The organism is Vibrio sp. 2130-1 (assembly GCF_033339515.1).
Window position 1 is genome coordinate 1 of sequence record NZ_JAWOUT010000027.1, and the last position, 24013, is coordinate 24013.

General features: G+C 38.6%; 18 protein-coding genes and 1 pseudogene. 6 read left to right on the forward strand and 13 right to left on the reverse strand.

What is annotated here, in order from left to right:
* From R7Q09_RS23005 to R7Q09_RS23045, 9 genes and pseudogenes are all read right to left on the reverse strand, one after another.
* The coding region (locus tag R7Q09_RS23005; protein ID WP_318071272.1) for a hypothetical protein at positions 1–194 on the reverse strand (194 nt) is incomplete at its 3' end.
* A 601-nt stretch (positions 195–795) separates the two neighbouring features.
* A pseudogene (locus tag R7Q09_RS23010) lies at positions 796–1264 on the reverse strand (transposase); the annotation flags it as partial.
* 555 nt (positions 1265–1819) lie between these two features.
* Positions 1820–2194, reverse strand: coding sequence for a NirD/YgiW/YdeI family stress tolerance protein (locus R7Q09_RS23015; RefSeq protein WP_318071271.1), 375 nt, complete (start codon positions 2192–2194; stop codon positions 1820–1822).
* A gap of 622 nt (positions 2195–2816) precedes the next feature.
* Complete coding sequence (locus R7Q09_RS23020) at positions 2817–3602, reverse strand: LysM peptidoglycan-binding domain-containing protein (RefSeq protein WP_318071270.1); 786 nt, start codon at positions 3600–3602, stop codon at positions 2817–2819.
* Between the two features lies 1 nt (position 3603).
* Positions 3604–4632 (reverse strand): hypothetical protein, encoded by a 1029-nt coding sequence (locus R7Q09_RS23025; protein ID WP_042763246.1) that lies wholly within the window; start codon positions 4630–4632, stop codon positions 3604–3606.
* A gap of 2 nt (positions 4633–4634) precedes the next feature.
* A complete protein-coding gene (locus tag R7Q09_RS23030) occupies positions 4635–5345 on the reverse strand; it encodes a hypothetical protein (protein ID WP_318071268.1) in 711 nt (236 codons plus the stop codon).
* Positions 5346–5361: 16 nt separating this feature from the next.
* Positions 5362–8100, reverse strand: a complete 2739-nt coding sequence (locus tag R7Q09_RS23035) for a TcfC E-set like domain-containing protein (protein ID WP_318071267.1) — start codon at positions 8098–8100, stop codon at positions 5362–5364.
* Positions 8100–8627, reverse strand: a complete 528-nt coding sequence (locus tag R7Q09_RS23040) for a hypothetical protein (protein ID WP_065646607.1) — start codon at positions 8625–8627, stop codon at positions 8100–8102. The genes R7Q09_RS23035 and R7Q09_RS23040 overlap by 1 nt, the downstream gene beginning before the upstream one ends.
* 76 nt (positions 8628–8703) lie before the next feature.
* A complete protein-coding gene (locus tag R7Q09_RS23045; protein ID WP_318071265.1) occupies positions 8704–9219 on the reverse strand; it encodes a hypothetical protein in 516 nt (171 codons plus the stop codon).
* A gap of 407 nt (positions 9220–9626) precedes the next feature.
* Here R7Q09_RS23045 and R7Q09_RS23050 point away from each other — a divergent pair, with 407 nt between their 5' ends.
* The 3 genes from R7Q09_RS23050 to R7Q09_RS23060 all read left to right on the forward strand — a co-directional run bounded on the left by R7Q09_RS23050 (position 9627) and on the right by R7Q09_RS23060 (position 13960).
* Positions 9627–10946: a hypothetical protein gene (locus tag R7Q09_RS23050; protein WP_318071264.1), complete on the forward strand. Its 1320-nt coding sequence runs from the start codon at positions 9627–9629 to the stop codon at positions 10944–10946.
* A 1601-nt stretch (positions 10947–12547) separates the two neighbouring features.
* Positions 12548–13315 carry a glutathione S-transferase family protein gene (locus R7Q09_RS23055; protein ID WP_318071263.1) on the forward strand — a complete coding sequence of 256 codons (768 nt, stop codon included), beginning with the start codon at positions 12548–12550 and terminating at the stop codon, positions 13313–13315.
* A 27-nt stretch (positions 13316–13342) separates the two neighbouring features.
* On the forward strand, positions 13343–13960 hold the full coding sequence (locus R7Q09_RS23060; protein ID WP_065646604.1) for an FMN-dependent NADH-azoreductase: 618 nt from the start codon (positions 13343–13345) through the stop codon (positions 13958–13960).
* A gap of 341 nt (positions 13961–14301) precedes the next feature.
* Here R7Q09_RS23060 and R7Q09_RS23065 read toward each other — a convergent pair whose 3' ends face one another.
* Positions 14302–15291 carry a sulfurtransferase gene (locus R7Q09_RS23065; RefSeq protein ID WP_273977961.1) on the reverse strand — a complete coding sequence of 330 codons (990 nt, stop codon included), beginning with the start codon at positions 15289–15291 and terminating at the stop codon, positions 14302–14304.
* 55 nt (positions 15292–15346) lie between these two features.
* Complete coding sequence (locus tag R7Q09_RS23070) at positions 15347–16135, reverse strand: sterol desaturase family protein (RefSeq protein ID WP_042763238.1); 789 nt, start codon at positions 16133–16135, stop codon at positions 15347–15349.
* A gap of 618 nt (positions 16136–16753) precedes the next feature.
* Between R7Q09_RS23070 and R7Q09_RS23075 the strand changes: the two genes are divergently transcribed.
* Positions 16754–17656, forward strand: a complete 903-nt coding sequence (locus R7Q09_RS23075) for a hypothetical protein (RefSeq protein WP_318071262.1) — start codon at positions 16754–16756, stop codon at positions 17654–17656.
* 342 nt (positions 17657–17998) lie between these two features.
* Here R7Q09_RS23075 and R7Q09_RS23080 read toward each other — a convergent pair whose 3' ends face one another.
* A complete protein-coding gene (locus R7Q09_RS23080; RefSeq protein ID WP_042763235.1) occupies positions 17999–18952 on the reverse strand; it encodes a LysR family transcriptional regulator in 954 nt (317 codons plus the stop codon).
* 256 nt (positions 18953–19208) lie between these two features.
* Between R7Q09_RS23080 and R7Q09_RS23085 the strand changes: the two genes are divergently transcribed.
* The gene (locus tag R7Q09_RS23085; RefSeq protein ID WP_318071259.1) at positions 19209–21053 is read left to right on the forward strand and encodes a 2-oxoacid:acceptor oxidoreductase subunit alpha; all 1845 of its coding nucleotides are present in this window, start codon (positions 19209–19211) and stop codon (positions 21051–21053) included.
* Entirely contained in the window at positions 21040–22038 is a 999-nt protein-coding gene (locus R7Q09_RS23090) for a 2-oxoacid:ferredoxin oxidoreductase subunit beta (protein WP_318071258.1), read from the forward strand. Before R7Q09_RS23085 ends, R7Q09_RS23090 begins: the two co-directional genes overlap by 14 nt.
* 561 nt (positions 22039–22599) lie before the next feature.
* On the opposite strand, the gene R7Q09_RS23095 is transcribed toward R7Q09_RS23090, so the two are convergent.
* On the reverse strand, positions 22600–24006 hold the full coding sequence (locus tag R7Q09_RS23095; RefSeq protein WP_042763231.1) for a PLP-dependent aminotransferase family protein: 1407 nt from the start codon (positions 24004–24006) through the stop codon (positions 22600–22602).
* Between the last annotated feature and the right edge of the window lie 7 nt (positions 24007–24013).

Here is a 24013-nt window from a genome sequence, read left to right on the forward strand (position 1 = left end):
GTCACATATTGGCTTAGATTCACTTCGTGATGTTCAGCCGAAGGCGTATACACTAAGTTGGCATCTTTTAAGCTTAAAACTGCGGGTTGCTCAGGCGTGGGAAAATTCGTTTCAGACGTCTGCTCTTCGCCCCCACAGGCGGCGAGCAAGCTAGTCAAGACGACCAGTGCCGGGACATTACGTTTTATGCTCATTTTATTCCTCATACAGAGCCAAAAGACAGGAAGTGACAGCCTAGAAGCCGGCTAGAGCAAAGTCACTAGGAATTGTCTTATTCAGTTTTGTGATAAACGCGAGCTTTTTGGATAGGTGGGAAATAGAAGACAGTGGCAGTGTGTTTTGTTGAAGTAATCTCGCGAGCACTATGGAGAGGCTGCCCCCTAACCTGGAGAGTAATGCGGCGTTTTCACTAACAGTCAGACTCTGCTAAGGGATGAAAGGTTGATTGCACAAGCGCTTTAGATGTGACGCCGTAACCGACCGATCGACCTTCGGGTGAAAGCAAAGCTTTGAGTCTCGGGCTCGCAGCGGTTGTGACCTCAAATCCACAGAAAGGCGAATGTGCCAATAACAGCATACACTCCCAGACTGAGGGATGGCAGCACATCACTTTCACTATGCCGAGCTTCCCCTGACCTATACTTACGTTTTAACATGAAGGAGATCTGGTTATTGAGTGAGCTGCTTGGATGAAAATACGCAGGCGCTGTTATTTCAGAGCGTTAATGAAGAGCATAGTAATTGTTTTACGCGATACTAGCGTCTCCGACAACGAACGTCTGTGATAACCATACTTTCATGACTGTCAGTATAAACAGCAAGATGGAGTTTGCGCCAGACTCGACGCTTACCATCTGTTCTTGATTTTACACTTTCGATTCGCCATCGCCGTATAAGCCTAATGGCATCAATAGCTAGGTGTTGGATAGCACCTCGTAATGAGGCTTTGAAACTAGCCTCTATATCCTTAGCTCGGCGACTGATGCAAGTATAGTGGGGAAAAATCAATGGGACGTTCGCCAATCTAAAAGCAAGTCGATAAAGCCTTTTAGTTGACCACTACACACATAAAGGTAATGAAAAATGTGCGTTCCCATGAGAGCAGTCGTGATTGCGAGATCAATAAACAATCTTGGCCTACCATGTTTAGATTGTTCCAACTCAGTTATCGCTTCTTCGTCAATCCAAAACGTGATTGAACCTCGGGGGACTAAGGAGTTATTTACTCGCGCTAGTTAGTGGTTCTGTAGTGAGGCTTTGGCATGAAATCAAAGTCACTGAGTGAATGCCCCTGATCTAATCATGAGATGCTAATTTAGTTCATTCAATTTCGGCACCAAAGCCGATGTTTGCCTGACAGTTTAGCTTTGTGACCTAATTTAATAAAAGGTTATGCAATGAGGAAGCTTTTATGACTTTCGCCAGGTTACGGCTGGCGAGTTTGAGCGCATCTCAGACAATTCCCTAGTATAGATTAAATGAACAAATTTATTGCATTTTTAAGATAATTCCTATCTAACCAGCAATTTAAATATTTTAATCTTAACTTGCATTTATTTACGTCTACATTTCACCTGAAACCACTATAATAAAATAGTTTTATAGTGACTTACCCCCCTCACAGCTTAGCCGCTGTGAGGTTTTTTTGTTGTTAGCTAGTACTTTGTTCTCTGTTTAATTGACGATATCACGTCAATGCCTTTTAAATTGTTATGGTCGATACAATATAACAAGGGCAATGCTGGCTAAGAACTGCATTGCCCATAATTAGAAACTAATGATTTAGCTTATTGTAATTCCAAAACAAAGATAAGATTGGTTATAGCACTTTCAACGCATCAACATCGACTTTTACACCAGAAATGTTTTTATCTATCTCTCCGATGAGCTGAACCTTGGTGTCAGGTGTAGCAGATTGACCAAGCCATTTATCATGGTCAATTTCGACTGTAACTTTGCCTGAAGAATCTTCAAATACATACATTTCTCCCCCCAGTGAAGATGTGATATTTCCAGTTAGGGTAACCGGCATATCGTCACTAAACATACCCGCATTGAGGACTTGCTCAGCGGTAGATATACCTTCAACTGGCCCCGAAAAACCTGGCTTTGGTTGCGCAGAGTCAGTGTAAAAGCCTTGTGCAATAGCACCAGTAGAGAGCATCAAAATAGAGGTAAATATAAAGTGTTTCATTTCTAATGTTCCTGTTCACACATACAAAAGTCCGTCATAAACCACGTCTCTTATATGTTTAACTATTAAAATAAGTTACTTTAAAAGAAACTTCCCGTTAAACACCAAATAATTTCATTTGGCAGAAAACATCTTGTCACAACAGCAGGAAAATAAAAATGAGAGTAATCTTAAAAATTAAAACAATTGATAAATTTGGAAAATATAAAATGAAATGTGATATTACTAACTGATAATGTTATATAGATAAAAATAATATCAGAATAAAAATGACTTTATGCAAATAATAGTTTACCTGTAACATAATTACAGAGAGCTTCAGTGCTTATAAACTTAAGGAAGTAATCTATCAAAAGAATTAGAAACTGATTCTTTTGATGTATTTCTCGAAACTAAAACTATGATTAAGTTCGCGAATGGCCGACAACTTTAACGGCCACTTATGTAGACATCTTTCGTAAATCACCAAGATAGAGATCTTTTTATCAACCTTACGAAAAATAGCTTGATTTTTATCCCCCGCCATTAATTTTAAAGCTTATAAAACCCAACAGGGCATAATAAAACCCCATTAGTATCTTTTCAATTAGCATGCTAATGGTTATTAGCATGCTAATTATAATTATTGACTACAACTTACACTCTTAATTATAAGAACTTCTTTTGGATATATTAGATCTAAGTTACGCCCCTCACCAAAGTCTTTACTATTTAACTCTAATAAATCAGGCAGTTTCATGTTATATTTAGCTGCAATACCAATTAAATATTCACCTTCTTTCACGATATGTTCTTCGGTAGTTTCTTGGCATTCAACTGCTGGTATTGGTTCAAGGCTAGGAGTCGAATCATTAACGTATTCTATATCCTCCATTTCCTCTTGAGCACTAGGCCTTGGTTGAGTATCTAATTTCTCGTCAAAAGACGTCGTTCCGCCACCAAAGTTATATGCTCCACCGATTAAAAATGTATGTAAGTCATCATTCCCAAGCTCTTCTACATCAAATACTCGTTGATAACCTACATCCAAATGCCAATTATCACTTACTTGATAGACAATTCCTGCTTTAGCAAGAGGAGAAGGAGAGCCTTGGTAAGCAAGGCCTGCACCAAAGTAAAAGCCAGCGACATCACTTAATGGTGCGCTTGCTTTTATATTTAATAAGCCAGGTCGGTAATCAAAGTCGTCGTTAAACACCAAATAATCAGCGTAACCCGCTTCAATCTCCATATGTCGAGCAAAATGATAACCGAGCAATAACTGATAGCTCATAGACTCATTTGCAGCTAAGTCTTCAGAAACAGAACTAGCACCCAGAGAGGCCGTAGCACTCCATTTGGAAGAGTTTTCAGCAAAAACGCTACCGCTAATGGCAACACTTGCTCCCAATAAAAAGATTGTTTTCATGTTATATCCCAGGCTCTATTAAAATGGTTACAGCGTCATTATAAGTACCAGACGAGAGCTGAGTTCCGTCCACATCGTACTTGAAGCTAAGAGAAAATTCTAAATAATTAGTCGGACCAGAACCTTCGCCGATGGTCGAGTTTTCTACTATTAAGTTACCCTGCTCATCAACTAACTCCATCACATTACAATTAGAGCAAGTTATCTGATAAGGAATAGTCATCGCGGAGTCGGTGCTGTTTACTAACTCATACTTATCCGAGGGCATTTTCAGTCGTAGGCCGTTCACGAAACTACCCGTTACATCGATATCAAATTGGGTTTCGCCAGATATCCTATAGGCCTTTTTGTCGTATTGGGGCTCCATATTACCGTCACCGTGAACAACAACATTTTCAATCATAGCCGGGCTGTAATCAATGCTGACTATAAGCACATCATTTACAAGACGCTGCGTGAGAACTCCTCTTTCATAGAACTTATAAACAAAGTTCAAAGGTATAGTTCCGGTATAGTATCCTGCTTGCTCCCCTTTAAGCGCATCAATAATGTCATTCGGTTGGATGTTAAACACCGGACGAAAGAAGACAAATGGACTTGTAGGAACCGAGGTTTCAAGCTGTTGCCCCGACACGCAATTTTGCCCTTGAACGGTGATCACTGGCGGGTTAACTTTATCCATAGAACACCCTGTCCCTATGGATGATGGTGAAACAGTGTAAGGGATGCCCGTAGTATTATATTCAACTCCGCTAATTGAAATTGGAATATTTCCGCTTGTCCCGTTAGTGCTTCGTAATGTCAACACGCTAGGCTGAGGGCCATTAAAAGTGGCAGGCACCCAGCGTTGAGTAGGCCTAAGCGATGGTGGAGTTTGCCAATTTGGAACTAACTCAGAGCCAGAAGGCGTGACGTTATCCCACCGGAATGAGTTTCCTACAAGCTCGCCTTTTACATCAATTGCAGCGTGCAAATTGCCAGACAACAGACCTATTGCGCCAAGAAGCCAAGCGTAATTTTGTCTACCCATGATTAAAGCTCTCTATCAAGGACAAAACGACGTTGGGATTCTCGGTCATGTGTACTTACGGTTACCGCCAACTTAGAAGCTTGCATCGTTTTAGGTAGCTCGAAGACTTTCTCTCTATTGGCAACTAATGTATATCTCTGTTTACAAAATTTATCGTTACTTTCAGAACAGGCATCGACATAGACATTAATTAGAGTATTACTATTATTATCTACCCATAATTGGGACCCTCGGTTCTCTATTTCATAATCAACCTTTGGTGAACTGGTTGGAATAACAAAAACGGGAGAATAACCATAATTAACCTCTATACCACTAGTTTGATAGCCACCCTCAGTATAGGTGCTAGGAGCAAATGGAATAAGAAATGTTAAATCCTGGGTTGTATCGCAACTAGTATTATGACATAGACTGCGTATACCAATATCTTTTGATTCTCCTGGATTAAGGACAAACTTAGAGTTAGTTAACGAGATTTTCCAGCTATCTACATTCTCTCTAGTATACGTTTTCTTTACAATTTCAGTACCATCAATATCTATTTCCTCAATATTAGAGTTAATAAATAGTGGTCGTTCTTGGTTATTCGTTAACGTAATAATACCATTACCTTTGTCATCCGAAATAACAAACATTTTATCAACATTAAAAGCATGACTTTTCGCGATAAACATTAGAGCGCTAAGGGCTGATAATTTCACTAGTGGTTTCATATTCGTCACCTTGGTTTTAGTTTCCTGTATAAGCTATAGAGTCAAGTTTATAGCGGGTTGCCGCTAAAGCCTTAACTGAATCTATTACTTCCCTACTATTTGAAAATAGTTCATCAAACTTTTCAGGTTGATTTGAGATATATACAGCACTCAACTCGCCAACAGGTTTAGTGATAACTTCAAAGCCGAGTTCTTCAAGTTCATCGACTGTATTCAGAAAATCTTGGGTAGGACTAAAGGCACCTAAAAAGTATATTTTCAAATCCTTACCTTCAGAGGTAACCAAATGAGTAGCCCCCTCCTCGTCTAGCGGCAAGCAGTAGTTGTTCCCAAAATTCATTTGATTAGAAGAACTAAGTTCATATGGTAACAAACACGTGTTTTCTTGAGACGTAAGCTCAAACGCTAGCCCTTCAAGAACGGTGACTTTAAAAACGCCATCTGTCATTTCAGAAACACTAAGGCAACCATCACCTTCACAAGAAACATCTTCAACAGCACGTTCATTTAGATCATTAAACGCACTAACAAATGACACAACCTTACTGACTTGGGGATTTAAAACGGCAACAGTTCCTGGGTGAGAGAATGTATTCAGTTGAGCATCACCACTATTGTGTAACTCAACACTTTCAGCATCGAAGTTAGTTTGATATCTCTTGTAATCAGTCAAAGGAATAAGTGTTTCATCTTGGGTTGCCACAAACCTACTACTCTGCCTATCGTCCATTTCAACTGAAACATAACCCTTAGTATCGACATCCTCTTCGTTATTTCTCAAGTGGTCAACGTCAATAACTGCGTAAGAATTAGCCCTTTTGTTCGTTAAATACACATCCTCTCCTGTCACGACTTGAGTACTCGACAAGCCTAGAGAAACACCAGAACCAGAATAGCTATTGGTCGACGCAAACAGGCGCATATTCATTCGACCAAAGTCGTTGTCACCATTAAAGTTTAGAGATGCTGTCTGATAATTTTCATTTGCTTTACGGTCATACCTGTTGCCTAGCTCAATGTAGTTATCGACATTTTCAATATTCCAAAGATTTTCTTTTCTGATCGTGTTTGAAAACTGCGTCAACTCCCCTTGACTACGGTTTATGCCCGTGATGACTTCCACTTCTTCTGAAAGCGGTACTAACCAAGTAATATTCATTGAGACTTCATCGCTTAAATCATTGTAGTCGGCATAAATATTCAGCAGCGAGGATATAATACTAGGAGAGGAAAAACCGAGAGTAACCGTACTATAATCATACGGTTCGATATAATAATCGCCATTTCCTAGGCTTTCCATATCGACATAGGTGTATGTCGCATACAACGAACGCCCGCGACCAAGATTATAAGAGCCATTGAGTGATAAACGTTCAAAATTATCATATCCAAACAAGAAGCTTGCCAAAGGGTTGTGTTCTTCATTATTTAGCTTTTCATATGCAATGTTGACGCTCCCCAAGCCTAGGTTTGCGCTCAGGTAATCAGCATCATCAAATACGCTATAAGTGAGCTCACTACTCAACCCGGTCTGAAGCCAATACAAGCTAGCACCAGATGATAACATCGACGCTTCATTACTAAGTAGACCGCTAACCCCTAAGAGCAGAGGGTCAAAAGGACGATAAGATAGCAAACCTTTACCAAAAGCTTCGCCTTCCATCTCATTTTGGTCATCGTAGTCGTAATAACTTCCAGAAAACACGCCACTAGAAATTAAATAATCTATATCACCAGCCTTCAACGAGTCATTACTCGTGTTATAAATTTGGTAAGTTTGACGATCAACAACCTCACCATTGTTCACAACATGGACAGTAATCTCATAACGGCCTGAAGGTAAATCTTGATAACTGAGCGTGTTATGACCTTCTTTAATACTTCGTTGATAGATTAGACGCCCATCTCTATAAACTTCTACATTACCACTTCTTGGTGCATAAAAGCTTATTGACTTATCACTTCGCTCTCCTCCCACTAATAAGTTTTTAGAGCTACCAAAATAAACACCATGATGAGGAAAGCGATAACCTGAATTTAAAAACCCGGTAGAATTAACATTCGGCGCGTACTGAAAAGTACCCGCTTTAAACGCAAAAGATTCTATATCAGCATGATAAGATGCATCGAAAAGTTCCGAGTTGCCGTTATTTGCTAAGCTAAAGTCGGCTTTTAGATAACCATAGGGCAAACCTAACGTCGATACGTTATTAAAAGAAATAGAGGCATCTTGATTAGAATATCTATTAGCATATAAATCAAACGAGTTTATTAGGCCATTATCAATACTCAAAGGATTGTGATAGCTTCTATCTTCACTATAGTAAGAGTAGTCAAGAACACTTGGTGCAACGAAAAGGTAAAGCTCGTTTTCATTAAAGTTTTGTACCCACTGAAAGTGAGTTGGCTGTAAACTACAAGTTTTTTTATTTCCAGCGCAAAGACCTTCCTCACTAACCCCTTCCAATAGAGAACTCAAAATGATAGAAACATTATTTTCAGAGACCGAATTGTCCAATAAATACTGCTTAACCTGTTGAACAGCTGCCGTATTATTAGGATCCAGCTTTACTTCATCAAACTTAACCTCTAACGGCACTACATGAGTATACGTACCATCGAGGTTTCGGAGTTTGACTCTTTTTTCAATAAAAGAAAAGAACTCTTCAAAACCTTCTGGATAGATATTTGCAGACGCGTTACCAGAAAAAGATAAAGCGAAGCAAATCCATAACATTTGCTTGTTACCCTTCATTAAATATCAACTCCAACACTAAACTCAATTTCTCCATTACACTTTTCAGGCTCTTCACTAGTGTTTATGTCAGCAAACTTTTTAAATTGGAATTCGACATTATGCTCGGATATTTTATACAACCCATCATCACCATTAAAGTCGCTAAAAGACTTAGAAGCTCCGACTAACATTACATCGTCATCAACACTAACCGATGTAAAACCGGGCTGCTCAACAGGTGGATTACCGGCCTCGTCTTCACACAAAGTCTTATTCTTGTTTAACGTTAAAGAATATGAGATACCAGAAACATACATCGGGATTGTTGTTTGAATTCGCAACAGTGACGAAGAAGTCTTAAAACGAGAGCCATCCGTTTCTGCTTCTAAAACAAGATTACTCGGATGGAACTGAGCACTTTCAATAGACTCAGTGTAAAGTTCGTTAATATCAATAACAGTAGAAACTCTTAGAGTTTCCATCTCAAAAGCAGATACTGACAGCGCGGGGCAAAAAAGAATTAGTTTCAAGTAAAGAAAACGCACGTTTTTGTCACCTATCTCAAAATGCCGAGCCAACGGAAATCCGATTGAGCTCGGCAAAAATTAATCAGTATTTGGCTTAGATTTTCGTTGCCATCATTGTCAACGAAGCACGAATATCGGCGTTTTCAATGTCTGCTAGTTCTAGAGACTTGGTTTGTAGGATCTGTGCAGAAATCACTTGTGCAGTACCGGCATCACCACCCATTTCAACGTCTGTACCATTAATACGAACTACAGTTACAGCATCAGAAAGAATCTTGTTATCGTATCGAACAGCAACATCATTAACGGTCCACTGAGCGTCAACCAAATCTCCAGGAATAGCTGGCGCTCCTGGAGTCGCTGCGTCGTTAGCACGTGCTTCCATAACTACAGGATCAGACTCAAACGTACCATCCGCATTCGCAATAATCATGCCACTCAAATCGCCAGTACTACCGCCTTGGCCTGTAATAACCAGCTCGTCATCTGGGGTATTTGAAGGCACTATACCAGTCCATACGGCAGTTGCTGTAGCTGCATTTACAATACTTGCTGTACCCATGCCCGCTGCAACGATAGTTGCTAGTAATGCTGTTTTTCTTAAGTTCATCTTTTCTTCCTAGATTTTGATATTAGTTAGACTAACAATTAACTCTTTTAAAATTAATAAATGAAATGGCATATTGATATTGAGCCATACTTATCAAAGTCGAACTTTTCAAAGCAGTTAGATAATCGTATTTTTCTTAAAAAAAAATTATAAGACAATTCTTAAATTCAGAAACAAAAAAACAAAAAAAGAAAAATAGGAATATTCTTATCGCACGCCCTTTGTCTTGTTGGGGCAAATGTTTTTCTCATTAACATATTGGCATGAAAGTCTCTATCAAGTATTATTTAGCGATAAGTAAACTAAGAATCTTTAACCCAACAACACTTGAGCAACCTCCATATTTGGATACTCTATTAAACTAAAATGAATAAAAATAAGCACAATAAAACAGTAGGAAGTCATCAATGAAACTGATGAAAATTACAAAAACCACACTTACTTTCTCATTATTAAGTTCGATTGTGTTGCCAGCACATGCCTCAGACATTGAGCTTTTGACAGAATCGGAGAAGGCACAACTGAGTCTCGTAGAAAAAAAGCATGCGTATCATGAAAAGATCAAGCTATTAAATAGTGACTTATCTCTACATACCTCTAGAGTGTGGGAATATACCAATACTAGTGAAGACCTACGTCAAATAGAGACATACTTGCAAAACAAAATTCTCACGATTGAACTGTCAGGAGATGCTCAAAGCGTATTAGACGAATTAAGAGAAACCATCAACAAGAAAAATCACCTTTCTCAATCGCTCGATGAATTTGATAATCTAGATACCGAATACAGAAAACTGAAAGAAAAGTTTACGGCTCTAGAAAATGAACGTAAGAAGTATGATGCAGATAAGAGAACACTGTTAACATCTGTCGTAAATCGAATTCAATCAGACATTGAAAAAAGCACAGTTTCTGGTACGTTTCAAGGCACTCGTGATTGTCTTAAAAGCCAGTCGATACCCAGTTGTTTATCAAGCAGCAAACCGTACATCAAAGAGCAAATCATTAATGATCACATGTTTTTAGGCTCAAATAGCACATTTGAACACTATGAAGTGAAAAGCGCGGTTTTAGATATGTATGGAAAGCTTAGCTACGAGGTTACTTACAGCGCTCAACCCTTGTTTAACAAAGAAATCTACTTTCAGCTCAATAAACTATTTGGATTTGAATCTATCCCAATAAAACTGAATTCTAATGTTGAAGCCGAATGGTACATCAATGGTAAGCTAGTGGGGCACGGAAAATCAATTGATGTTGATCTACCTGATGGTTCTCATGGCATTCTGGCTACTTATCAAGGCAAAACCGAGTCATCGGTTGAAAGTATCGTTAAACCTAAAACTCTACAATATAACTTCTCTCAGATAGAAAAGCCTTTATCTGAACCGACTTCGAAACCCAATGCAATTGACCTTACTTATAAAAAGAAGACCATCACCAGTGATAACGGAAATAAGTTCACATTGATTGTCAATGCGCAAGGAACACCGGTATTAAATGATTGGTCAGATTCGCTTTCGTTATGCAAAGACCATCAATCATCACTGGCGTTATTGAATGATTTTGTAAAGCTAGTGGAAGATAAGGAACTCCAATTTCTGTTCAAGTACAACTTAAACACATTGGACCATCAAACGATAGCCTTCACACATACTGCGTCCGTAGTCAAAGATTCAGCTAAGGGTGTAACGCTCTGTAAACTTAATCAAGTGGAACCAAAATGATTGCCTTTATTGTTCGGATAATTCATTTGATGGGCATTGGTATTCTTGTTTCAGCCTGGTTGCTTGGTGTACCTTTATGGCTTTTGTCTATGCAAGCGTAAACCTGAGTTCATTTGAGCTTTTGAATAGCCACCGACTTGATAGACACCTTTTAGGCAGACTAACTAGTGTTTATTGACTTGATAGACACCTTTTAGTTAGACTAACTAGTGTTTATTGACTCGGTGGCTATTCAATAAACACTGTAGGCATTGCGGTAGACTATCCAAACAAAAAGTAAACAACGCAGAGCAGAAAAGTCAAATTGATAACGAGTAACATAAACCGCACCTTGTAAACCGATGGTTTTAAAACTAACCCTACCAGAAATACTACTAACCACATGCTCATTAGAATAAATAGAGGCACCATGACAGATCTATCCTATAACAACAAACGTAAGATTTATTCTTACCACCAATCCTACTAAATTATCAGATAAAATAATTATCAGATAAAATACCAAGCTGAATAACTCAGCCAAATACTAAAAATTGCTTCATGAGAGATCATCAGCATATTTCGAAATCTTCTTTTTCCGCCTTATGCACTTAAAGGTCTACTCTTGTTTATCAAAAATTGGATATACACGTTAAAAAAGATCTAAAATATCATAATTGTCATCAAGTAAGTCTATTTTAATTAGATCACCAGAATACTCTGTTGAACAACATATAGAATCTAAATCAGCGTTTTAGTCCAACCCGAGGAATACTTGCCTTGTATACAAAAAACAGCAAACTTTGATGCAAGGCCGCTGGTTAATATCCTGAACAATTATTTCAATTTTGGTCAAAAGTTTCATCATCCAGATTTTCTTTATTCCCCATAAAAATAAAATAGGAACTATCTTAGATTAAGGCTTTTAGGTGATATTACTCGTCCAAGTTTGGTTTGGGATCAACGACTGTAAAGTACTTATCTAATAAACTCCTAGCAACTTACTTAAGATTCTTCGCAAGGTAGATGGAAGCCTTCTACGATTTCTGACTTTTCAGCCAACTTCCTTTTGAAATTCTCTCCTCGGCTGAAGATTCATTTTCCGATTTAATAGTGCGGGATTTTTCATTTCAACTTTACGCCTGCCATAGATCTGACACTCATGCAGAGATAACTATCTAACTGCAGCGGCCACATCAACTTTTTCAGCAATTAAGAGTTTTTGTTTTAAATTCAGGAGGACGGATACTGCGCTTTTTGTTTGTCGTACTTCACCTCGTTAGTAATGTTAGTCGCTCAACTCCGTTCCCAAAACTTCTGGCGTTCATCAGTGAAAATAATTCAAAACTAAATTGAATTATAAACTGTTCTTTCACAAGACCATTTTCTTTAGTATATCGGTTATCAATTATCTAAAGCCATTTGGTATACTTACATTTTTGTCATTTATCCCACAAAAAAGTACAAAGATAGTAATTTCCTTACATCTCAATGCGCACAGCTTTTTAAAGTGGGATGTGTAATGACATATACCTTGAGGTTAGAGCCATTATTGGTGACATCAATATGTAAAGCTCACAGATTTTATACTTACAAATCAACCATAAAGCAATTAGTATTATATGCAACTGACGAATGACTATTCCACTCAAAAATCAACATACTCAATTAATTCTTCGGAAAACTCTGACATGCGTTTTCAGCTCATAGGTTCTCAGTTATGTCCCTTTGTACAGCGAGCGCTGATTACTTTAATCCATAATAAAGCCTCATTTGATTGCCAATTTATCGATCTTTCTTATCCACCTAATTGGTTTTTGGCTTTGTCCCCACGTAAAAAAGTACCAGTATTATTGGTAAACGAAGAGCATATTATCTTTGAGTCAGCAGTCATTAATGAACTCATAGACGATCTGCTACCGAATAAGCTAATGCCTTTGGATCCAATAAAGAGAGCACGCAGTCGAAGTTGGGTTGAGTTTAGCTCAGCCTGCTTCTTCGATGTGCTATCTCTCACAACAGTGAAAACTGTTGAGGAGTTCTCTGATGTTCGACAAAACTTGCTCACAAAGCTTAAAGAAATCGAAAATGTTCTAGGTGAAACCACTTACTTCAATAGCATAGAACTGTCGTTGGTCGATATTGCATTTGCACCGCTATTCATACGACTAAACACCATAGAGGCTTACACCCCGATTTATGATGATGAAGCGCACCCTCATCTATTAAGGTGGCGAGAGAAGCTTATTAAGCACTCATCTATTGTGCAGTCACTCCCCAATGACTTTGAAATGCTATATGAAGATATGATTTGGAGGCGTCAAGGATACCTCTCTAAATGCATCTCAAGTACAGATAAACCCAGTATTGTTAAAGCAAGTCGATATTAATCTTTAACGTAGGAGTAAATATTAAACATGCGTATATTGTTAGTTAATGGTAGTCCTAAGCAGCGAGAATCTTCAACTTATGATTTAGCTAATATTATAATTAACTATGTAGCCCAGGAGGCTGAGAACGACATAGTAGAACAAAATGTCATGGATTTGCCTCATGTAGATTCCGACTATTCAGAAGCGTTGTGTACCCCAGAATTAATGAGATGTGAATCTAAAGGAAGTTTAGCTTTATCGAACAAGCTTATTGCAGATCTTGTTTGGTCTGATTTAGTAATCATCACCTCTCCTATTCATAACTTTTCATTACCATCTGGATTAAAGTGCTGGATTGATCATGTGGTTCGTGCAGGGAAAACGTTTTATATCAGCCCAACAGGTAAGCATGCCTTACTTGAAAATAAACCTGTGTATATCCTCACTTCCTCAGGAGGCCGATTTTCCGGGGAAAACTCTTATCAACCAGACTATTTCATACCTTACATTAAAGATGTGTTAGGTGTCATAGGATTAGAGAACTTGCACTTTTTCTCTCTGGAAGGCACTGCTTCTAAAAACGTTAATAAAGAATTAGAAGTAACGAGTGAACGTTTGAGAAATCATTTAATCGGAAGTAAGCTCTCGTTTTCATCAAGATAAATAGGAATGATCCTAAATGCAAAGGGCTCTATTGAGCAACTTAATGCTTATTAAATGCGTGTCGGAAATAAGGTGTGCAGAGCTCTTTTTCAATGAAAAGTATCCCTGTTGGATAAAAAACACAAATAATTAAATACTCAAGATGACAGCATAGAGTTTAATCTAACAATGGTTTATGGGTATGATCCATCTAATCCTCATCTTTTCTAGGCGACACACAATTTCTTGCCTTGATTGAAGTTATACACAAGGTTTGATTGTTAATTAGGTATTAAGCCCTTTGTTGAACGTGATAACATTTACCTAGATGTGATACTGGCTCGAACATAGTGATAAACGTTTTATGGAATATTTTTATTATTAATCACCTCAACCTTTGGATTTTTGTCTTCATAATAAGCATGACTGTACTCTATCCAAGACCCATCGTAATTGTATACAGACTTTGCATTTAATATCTCACTAAGTACCATTGTTGTATGGGCAGAGCGAACACCTGAGTGACAATAAACTATGACGTTCTTTTCTTGAATGATATCGCCATATATAGCTTTTAACTCTGCTTTAGACTTTAATGATGTATCCTCATTAAGAGCTTCGGTCCAATTTATATGGATACTATTTGGTATAGCACCTACCCCATATGCCCCTTGTATTGAGCGTTCTCCTTTAAATTCAGCTTCGCTTCGAGTATCTATAATCACCCATTCCGGGTCATTTTGTGCGGTGACAACCATATCGAGAGTCGCCAACGTATTATTCTCAGGTAAGTCGTCCAGCGGAGTGTATGTCTGTGCCGAGACTACTGCTTTTTCTGTTCCAGTCGGATATCCTGCGCCTTTCCATGCATTCAATCCACCGTCAAGATATCGAATATCTCCATGTCCAAGGTTATGAATCTGCCAATAGAGACGGGCAGCATCATGATGAGAGTTTGCAGCATAGACCACAATCGTACTTTCTGGTGTAGCTCCAAAGCTACTCAGTAGCCTTATCATATCTTCGGGGAAGCTACGCATCCCTTCAAAACCATAAGCCTCTTCTGAAGACGAGTACTGGTTACGCCATAAAGTATGAGACCCACTGATAGGTTCATTAATTGCTATAGGGTTCAGAGTGCCTATCACGATGACATCGTTATTCTCTTCCATCAGCAGTCGCAATGAAGCTGCAGAAATAAAATGTTCTGGATAGGCATACTCCAGAAATTTTTTCTTTTGTTCGTTCTCCACTAATACAACTGCTTTAGCTGAAAACGTGGCCTTATAAATGGAATACCCTATAAAGGTAGATAACAGTGATATGCCCGATATTATCATTAATTTGTTCATGATTGGCTTCCATGCTCACGCTGAATTCTATCAAATACATCTAAAGATAATCTTATTAATAACGAAATGGTTGTGTCATCATCTTATCTAATCTTTGTTCTCGTTGATCGCGAATTTCTGGTACGCCAATAACAACACCATCATGACCTAATTCAGGCTGAGAACGATAAGTCCCGAAAAACCTATCCCATATAGAAAGGAAGAAACCAAAATTAGAGTGTGTTTCTTTGACAGTTATAGAATGATGTACACGATGTACATCCGGTGTTACAAAAATCTTACGTAACTTTGAATCGAGAGGAAGGGCCAGCTTTGCATTACTGTGATTAAACATGGCACTTGCGTTTAGTACTATCTCAAATACAACAATTGCAACTGGTGAAACGCCCAATATGAAGATTGCAGCTATTTTAACGCCCATAGAGATAACGATTTCGAGCGGATGAAAACGTATTCCTGTCGTCACATCTATATCTAAATCTGCATGATGTACACGGTGAATTTTCCACAAAAGCTTCGTTTTATGAAAGACAAGGTGTTGTAGATAAATGATAAGATCGAGTAATAGAACTGAAAATAGAATGTTGAGCCAGGTGGGTAAAGAAAGAAGATTAAGAAGCCCCCACTGGTTCTCATGGACGAGAATAGCAGCTTGGAAAGCTGCAATAGGCATCACAACTGCAATGATAGCACTATTTAAAGCTACTAATGTAAGGTTGTTGAGCCAGCGATACGAGCGATTAACTGTAAGCGGTTTTCTTCGTAAATAGTTTTCCCATAATGTGCAAAGCAACAGTACGGAGACAAAAAAACCTAGACGTAACCAGATAGTATCGTATTCCATATAGTTCTCCTTTCGTATGTTGAGTTAGCGCTTTTAATCTCAGAATCATCAGTATGATTTATTTTCCAACATGTCAGCTCATCTCAACTCTAACAAGCTAATAGACGTCTAATTGAGCATGTTGTGCACATTATATAAATAACAGGTTAATCATATTGCCATAAAAGCGTGCCATTGCTTCCAAATGTTCCCTCTTAGTGGGTATTACTTATAAACATGGCATAGATGTTTTTTAAACTGAATATCTATTATTTAATTAAAAAATACGCCAGTTGAATATTACAAATAAAACAAATAAATAACTTTAATCAAATACAGATAAAATTAATTTTTGTGAGATAGTTGATCACAAATTTCAATAAATTAATTAATATCAAAGTTCTATAATGCTACCTTTTACTTGCCTAACAATCAGGCAATAAATGTTCATCCAATACTAAAAGGACGTTATATGAAAATCATTAAGAAACCTAAAACGGTAAAAACATTTTCAAAGTCAGATCGAGCTAAGAACATGCAGCAATACTGGTAAAGGTGCTTCATTTCTTTGTTTTAATCTCTTAAGGCACTGATAATTCAGTGCCTTTTTTCTTTTTAATTAAAACGGAAGGTTTATATATGAATTATGAAAAACTTATTACAAAAATTATGTCCAAAGATCTATTGTTTATCTCCGACTCTCAAAGTACGTTACAGTATGTGAGAAAGCTAGGTTTCGAAGGAGAAGAGTATAATCATCGACCTATCCATAACGATGCTTTAGTCATGCTTTGTCATCCACATAACTCCCAACACTTTTTGAATAGAGAAGACATTGATTCGATAACTCTTAATATCATTCTCAACAAATTCATGTGCTCTGAATCAGAGGAACATTACACCATTGATGCGCTATTAGATACTAACTTTCTGGATAGTATCACGCGAAGAAAAATCGCTTATGAGCGTTTTTTCTCATCGGATAGGTGTGAGGTTATCAGTGCGTGTGGTGATAAATTAAAATTGCATATTAATGAGCAGATTGAAATCGCAAATAATGATGAATACTTAACCCCAGGTTGGCTATACACAGTCAGTGAGCTCCTCGAAGCTGCGATATTTAACCAGACATGCCCTCGTTCGAGTTTTAGTGCTGAAGGGCGATTTGTATTTGATAGTGTGCTGCACTTGTACTCAAAAGAAGAAGCAAAAGTTCATATGCCAATGATGAGACTTTGGCAAAAGGAAGCAGCTAAAGGCGGTGGTTTTGTAGATGTAAAGCACAATCAAATTGTGAACATAGAGATTAATGGTATTAATATTACGGACTCATTTTTGTCAATGTGCAGCAGAGAAGAAAGGGGAGCGGAAGTTTTGGAGTTTGCCCTAGGCTGCGCAACAAGAAATTCAGGGGTTATAAATGGTTATATGAATAGCCCCCTAAATGAGGGAATTAAAGGCATCCATTTAGGAATAGGGATGGGTCGCTATATACCACATATCGATTTCATATCCAGAAGTGCCAAAGCTCGCTTCTATTAATTTTAATATTGTAAAGTTCAGCTTGTACATTTCCCCTGTTGAAGCTCCCTATACATTAGTTATTTTATTACTATATAACCTGACGCCCTTTACTTATGTTTAGGGCTTTTCATCTTGCTCGTACTGTCCTTAGGTCAAGACAGAAGTCACTGCCAATCGAAGAATACTCTATAAATAATCCTGAGACTTTGACAAATTTCCCAACGGTTTTCAGACTCTACTTTTATTGCTTAATAATGGTCATTCAACGAATATTTTTGATTCATAGCACATCATCGAACAATAAGCCTCACAAACCTTCCTGTTATTTATTTTTGTGGCTCGTTTGCCACTTACCTAGTATTACACCTCATCTTCTAATGATTCTATTCCTTTGTTCATCCAACTACTGTTAATTGTTTCACCTTGCTCTTCAAGTTTATGAACAATAAATTCGATGAACACCTTAACTTTAGCAGGCACAAAGTCACGGCTAGGATAGTATATATAAACAGCTTGCTCTTCTGTTCTTTGAGGTTTAGATACAAGGGTAAGCTTTCCTTCACGAACTAGATTTCTAGCAAGATAGTGTGGCATGAAGGCGATCCCAGCGCCCAAACTTGCGAGCGTAGCCATAACATATCCGTTATCAACGGTCACTTGATGATAAGGTTCGATACGTTGAACTTCCCCGTTAAGAGTCATAACTAAATTCAGTAAACGCCCGGATTGCCTAAACCGATATAAAATCCAACGATGTTGGCGAAGGCTATCCGGCGAATCAGGCCAACCGAACTCCCTTAGATATTGAGGGCTGGCGAACATACCCATGTCAATGGGGCATAAACGCCTTGCAATTAAGTTGCTGTCATTTAACTTACCACTTCGAATAGCTATATCCATACCGCTATCAACTATATCTGTATATTCATCAGAAAAGCTGAGGTCAAGCTTAACTTCTGGATACTTTTGGCAAAACTCAGGGATAAGTGGGGCGACGTAATATTGACCAAATGATAACGGAAGAGAAATTTTTAAAGTACCCGAAGGTGATAGTCTACTAAGCGCCAACTGCTCTTCTGTGCTTTCCAATAAAGCGATGACCTCCTTCGCTGTATCAAGATATTTTAAACCAGCTTCTGTAAGCTGAAACTGGCGAGTTGTGCGATGAACAAGGCGAACTCCTAGGTTTTGTTCTAATCGAGTAATCCCTTTACTTATCGTTGACGGTGATTGACCTGATTTATTTGCCACAGCAGTGAAACTACCGCCCTCAACAACTGATACAAACAACTTTATTAAACTTAGCTTATCCATACACACCTAATATCTGTGAATAAAGTTCACATTAAATATTACCACAAATAGGTTTTTGTCATTAATTATGTTCCTTAGTATACCGATGTCAGTTCTAATCTTCCTACCATTTCTTGTATTTCGGGGGGACGGACCTCAATCAGAGCTTACTTTCATCAATCAAAAATAATCACATTACATAAAGCTATACTTTTGTGCTGTTACTTACTTAGTAGATACGCAACACATTGGTGACCATATGCAATCAGAGGTTTAAATGACAGCAATTCAACTTAAAAGCGAAGTAATTTGTTTCGCAGGTGACTCTGGAGACGGCATTCAACTACTTGGCGAACGTTTTTCTGAAAATTCATCACTACAAGGTAACGATGTGATGACGCTACCCGACTATCCTGCGGAGATAAGAGCTCCGGCAGGTACCACTTCTGGAGTATCTGCTTTCCAATTACAATTTTCCTCGACTGAGGTATTTACTCCTGGAGATGAATTTTCTGTGCTCATAGCTCTCAATGCCGCAGCACTAAAGAGTAAAATATCGCAACTATCCATTGGCGGACTCGCATTGCTCGACTTGGATGGTTTTAGTAAAAAACACCTGGAGTTAGCAGGTTATGACTCTGATCCGTTATCAAATGGTAACTTATCGAAGTATAGAGTTATCAGCGATAACTTTACGCGTTTGACCATTCAGGCTCTTAGTGAGCTAAAAATACCGTCTAAGGTAGTTAAGCGAAGTAAAAATTTCTTTATGTTAGGGGTCGTATTTTGGATTTATAGTCGCCCGCTAGAATCAATGGTTACTTGGCTAGAAAAAAAGTTTGCTAATAATAAAGAAGTAATGGACGCCAATATTCTAGCGCTAAAGTCGGGCTTTAATTATGCTGAAACTACAGAGGTCTTTGGGGAGAGCTTTCAGGTATCCCCAGTGATAGAAAGACGAGGCTTGTATCGAACAGTATCTGGTAATGAAGCATTATCTTTGGGATTAATTTGCGCAGCGGAAAAGCTACAACGACAATTATTCTTGGGCTCTTACCCTATTACCCCTGCGTCAGATATTCTGCATATGTTATCTAATTATCAACATTTTGGTGTGAAAACTTTTCAAGCCGAAGATGAGATAGCCGCAGCATGTGCAGCTCTTGGAGCATCGTATGCAGGAGCCTTAGGAGCAACCTCAACATCCGGTCCGGGCTTATGCTTGAAGACAGAAACTATAAACCTGGCAGTCATGGCAGAGTTGCCACTCGTTGTTATCAATGTGCAGCGTGGTGGTCCGTCAACCGGCCTACCGACGAAAACAGAACAATCCGATCTGCTCTTATCTATTTACGGAAGAAATGGAGACTCACCGATACCAGTACTTGCTGCCGCCTCTCCTGCTGATTGCTTTGATACTGCCCTAGAGGCCTGTCGTATAGCAACAACGTTTATGACACCCGTAATTTTACTTAGTGATGGCTATCTAGCAAATGGTTCTGAATCTTGGCGAGTTCCTAATCCAGAGCAAATTGAAATCTCTACGAAGGCAGAGATATGCGATGTTAAACCATTTTTTCCATATCAGCGTGATAACATATATATGAGCCGCGAATGGGTTGTGCCAGGAACCTCCGGGAAAATGCATCGGATAGGTGGTTTAGAAAAGAGCTCTATAACCGGAGAGCCATCTCACGATCCAGATAATCATCAACGCATGACAAACGAACGCGCAGAAAAAGTAGCTAACATTCGCAATTTCATTCCGGAGCAACAATTAACTGGTAACTATACTGACTCGCTATTAGTTGTTAGCTGGGGAGGAACCCATGGCTCCGTTAAAACTGCAATAAAACATGCGCGCGAACAAGGGGTACATGTGGCCCATATACACTTAAAATACTTGAATCCATTCCCTGTTAATCTACAGGAGATTATTCTTAACTTTGAGCATGTTCTCGTGTTCGAACTCAATAACGAACAATTAGTAAAAGTTCTGCGCTCGCAATACTCAGCTCAGATCCATAGTGTAACCCAAGTAACAGGACAACCATTTAAAGTACAAGATGTAGTTAACTCAATCGTGCACCATGTAGAGGCTATACAAAATGTTAACGCGTAAATTAAACCGTAAAGACTTCTCATCAGATGTAGAGATAAAATGGTGCCGAGGATGCGGTGACTTCAATGTACTGAAAACAATGCAATCTGTTCTAGCTAAACTGGAAAAAACAAGGGAAAATACTGTCTTTATTTCAGGAATAGGTTGCTCCTCTCGTTTTCCTTACTATCTCGATACATATGGATTTCATACCATTCATGGTCGAGCGCCTGCAATTGCAACAGGCGTAAAGGCAACTAACCCAGAATTGGACGTGTGGGTAGTTACAGGTGATGGTGATGCCTTAAGTATCGGAGGGAATCACTTTATTCACGCAATCAGAAGAAATCAAGATATCAAAATTTTGCTTTTTAATAACGCAGTCTATGGGCTTACTAAAGGGCAGTATTCGCCGACTAGTGAACAAGGCTTTGTATCGAAGTCAAGCCCAGGAGGCTCTCCTGATGTAGCATTAAAGCCCTTAGCAATTGCGGCCTCAGCTGGAGCAACTTTTTTGGCTCGAACCTCAGACAATGACCCTACCCATATGGCAATGGTGTTCGAAGCTGCGGCAGCTCATTCAGGTACAGCTGTAATTGAAGTTTTGCAAAACTGTATTATTTTTAATGATAAAGTACATGACCCTTACAATGGGCCTTCAAAGAAACAAGAAAATTTGCTTTACCTAAAAGAGAACGAACCTCTAATTTTTGGTAAAGAGAATTCTAAAATGCTAGTCGGGAAAGGATTTGGATTTCAAGTAACAAACGTCGATGTATGTCCTCCTTTGATCCATTCACCGAAGGAAGATACTACTCAATATGCATATGCTTTAGCTAACCTATGCTATCCCGAGTTTCCTGTGCCTGTCGGTATTTTTCGCCAGGTTACTAGACCAACATACGATCAGATAATCAATCACCAAGAAGAAACTGCCAAACAAAAATATGGCAAGGGTAATTTGACAGCCTTGCTCCATCACAACACCTATGAGCGTATGTGCTAAAAAGTAAAATTAGTAAGCAAGGAAACCCTCACCTTGCTTACTGACAATACCCACCACTAATCCAAAAAATAATTAACATAATAATGCTTCATCAAGCACTCAATTTCATGACGTGAAATTTGATGTAACCCAATATCGCGAAGTATCCTGATTTTGATAGTGTATATTTTTGAGAACGATGTTTTGGTGCTTCGATAGAAAGTAGTCGCAAGCAACAAGCTAAGGCTCCACCAAGAAGAGAATGATTGTCGATAGGTTCAACAATTAAGTAATTCGTTTAGTCTGACTGTGTGCACTTATTGAAATATATGGCGAACAAGATCATGTTCACTTGCTTATTTCACACCCTCCCTAAATCTCAATCATCGTAGATGATCATAACTTGAAAGCCGGTACAGGTCACAACGCAGGTTAAAGCCATACTGGTGGCTACGACAATACTTCGCTTGCAGTACTTACGGTACACTAAAGATTTATGTAAAAACAGATTAAGCTACTATCCCGTTTTGCGAATAATACCTCGGCCTCATCTTACTGCGGGTTAAGGTAAAATTGCTAATATCATTCAAGTGAGTGAATAATTGAAAATGCGTGGTCCATATCTTCAGTAGATATTTTACCAAATCCGAATAAAACGACATTACTTTTACGGCCATAAGAAAAGTTAGATACTGGATAAACCGCCACACCTAGTTTTTCTAGCTTTTTAGATAGCTCTACGCTGCAACCTGTGACTTCAGCGGCTAGATGCAATCCTCCCTCACTAGGAATCCTCTTCAGAAACGTTACTTTATCCATCAAATAGCATAAATGCTGGTACCTTTCTTTATATACTTTGTTCATATTGACCAAATGATAACTAAAATGGCCATCACGCATAAATTCATCTAGTATAATTTGAGAAACCACAGATGGACTTCTACCAAAGTGCCATAACATGCGAGATAGTGGCTCAACTAAATGTACGGGAGGAATAATGTACCCAAGCCTTATTCCAGGGAATAGTACTTTAGAAAAGCTACCGACCATAACAACCCTGTCTTCCTTATCTAACGATTTTAGTGCTTGTTTATGTGTATTTTGATAATGATACTCCGAGTCATAATCATCTTCTACGATTATCGCTTTCTGTTGTTTTGCCCACCTAAGTAACTCCATTTTTCTCTTTTTAGAGTACGCAAATCCTAAAGGAAACTGATGACTTGGAGTGGTATATAGGACATTAGTGTCGGGAGGAATAGTATCCACAACAATGCCATTACCATCCATTTGAGCATAACCGATGTTTGCGCCTAATAACTGGGCCTGTTGGTGAAAAACCGGATAACCAGGGTCTTCCATGGAGACTAACTTATCTGGATTTAACAGCGTCATAAGTACCATCATAAGTGCTTGCTGACAGCCTTGCGTGATAATAATATGTTCAGGTTCGCAGTAGACACCTCGGGAATGCCTTACATATTCACAGATGGAATGCCTTAAGCAGGATTGCCCCAAAGGGTCATTATTGAGAGCAAATTCAGGTGTGAGCATGTTCAATCGGCTTAGCCGCGAATGCTTCCAAACATGCTTAGCAAGATTTTTATGCTCAGGGAGACCTAGTGTAAAGTCGTACTTCAAGTTTTTTGCTTCGATTATATGCGGAGCATTTTGTAGATTCTTCCCCCAATATCCTAAGTCATACGCTTGTTTATTCTCTTTTTTAACAACACTATTCGGAGAGAGCTTTGAGTTAGAGTTAACATAAGTTCCAGAGCCCACTTTCTGTACTATCCACCCTTCAAACGACATTCTCTCATAGACAGAAATCACCGAATTTCTTGCAATGCCTAGCTGTTTAGACAACAAGCGAGTAGAAGGTAACTTTTCATTCTCTTGTAACCTTCCTTCTTGAATTGCTTGTCGAATTGCAGCATAAAGGCTTTTTGTTGTTACCTTACCTAGCTTTAAATTAAGTGATAAAAACACAGTACCT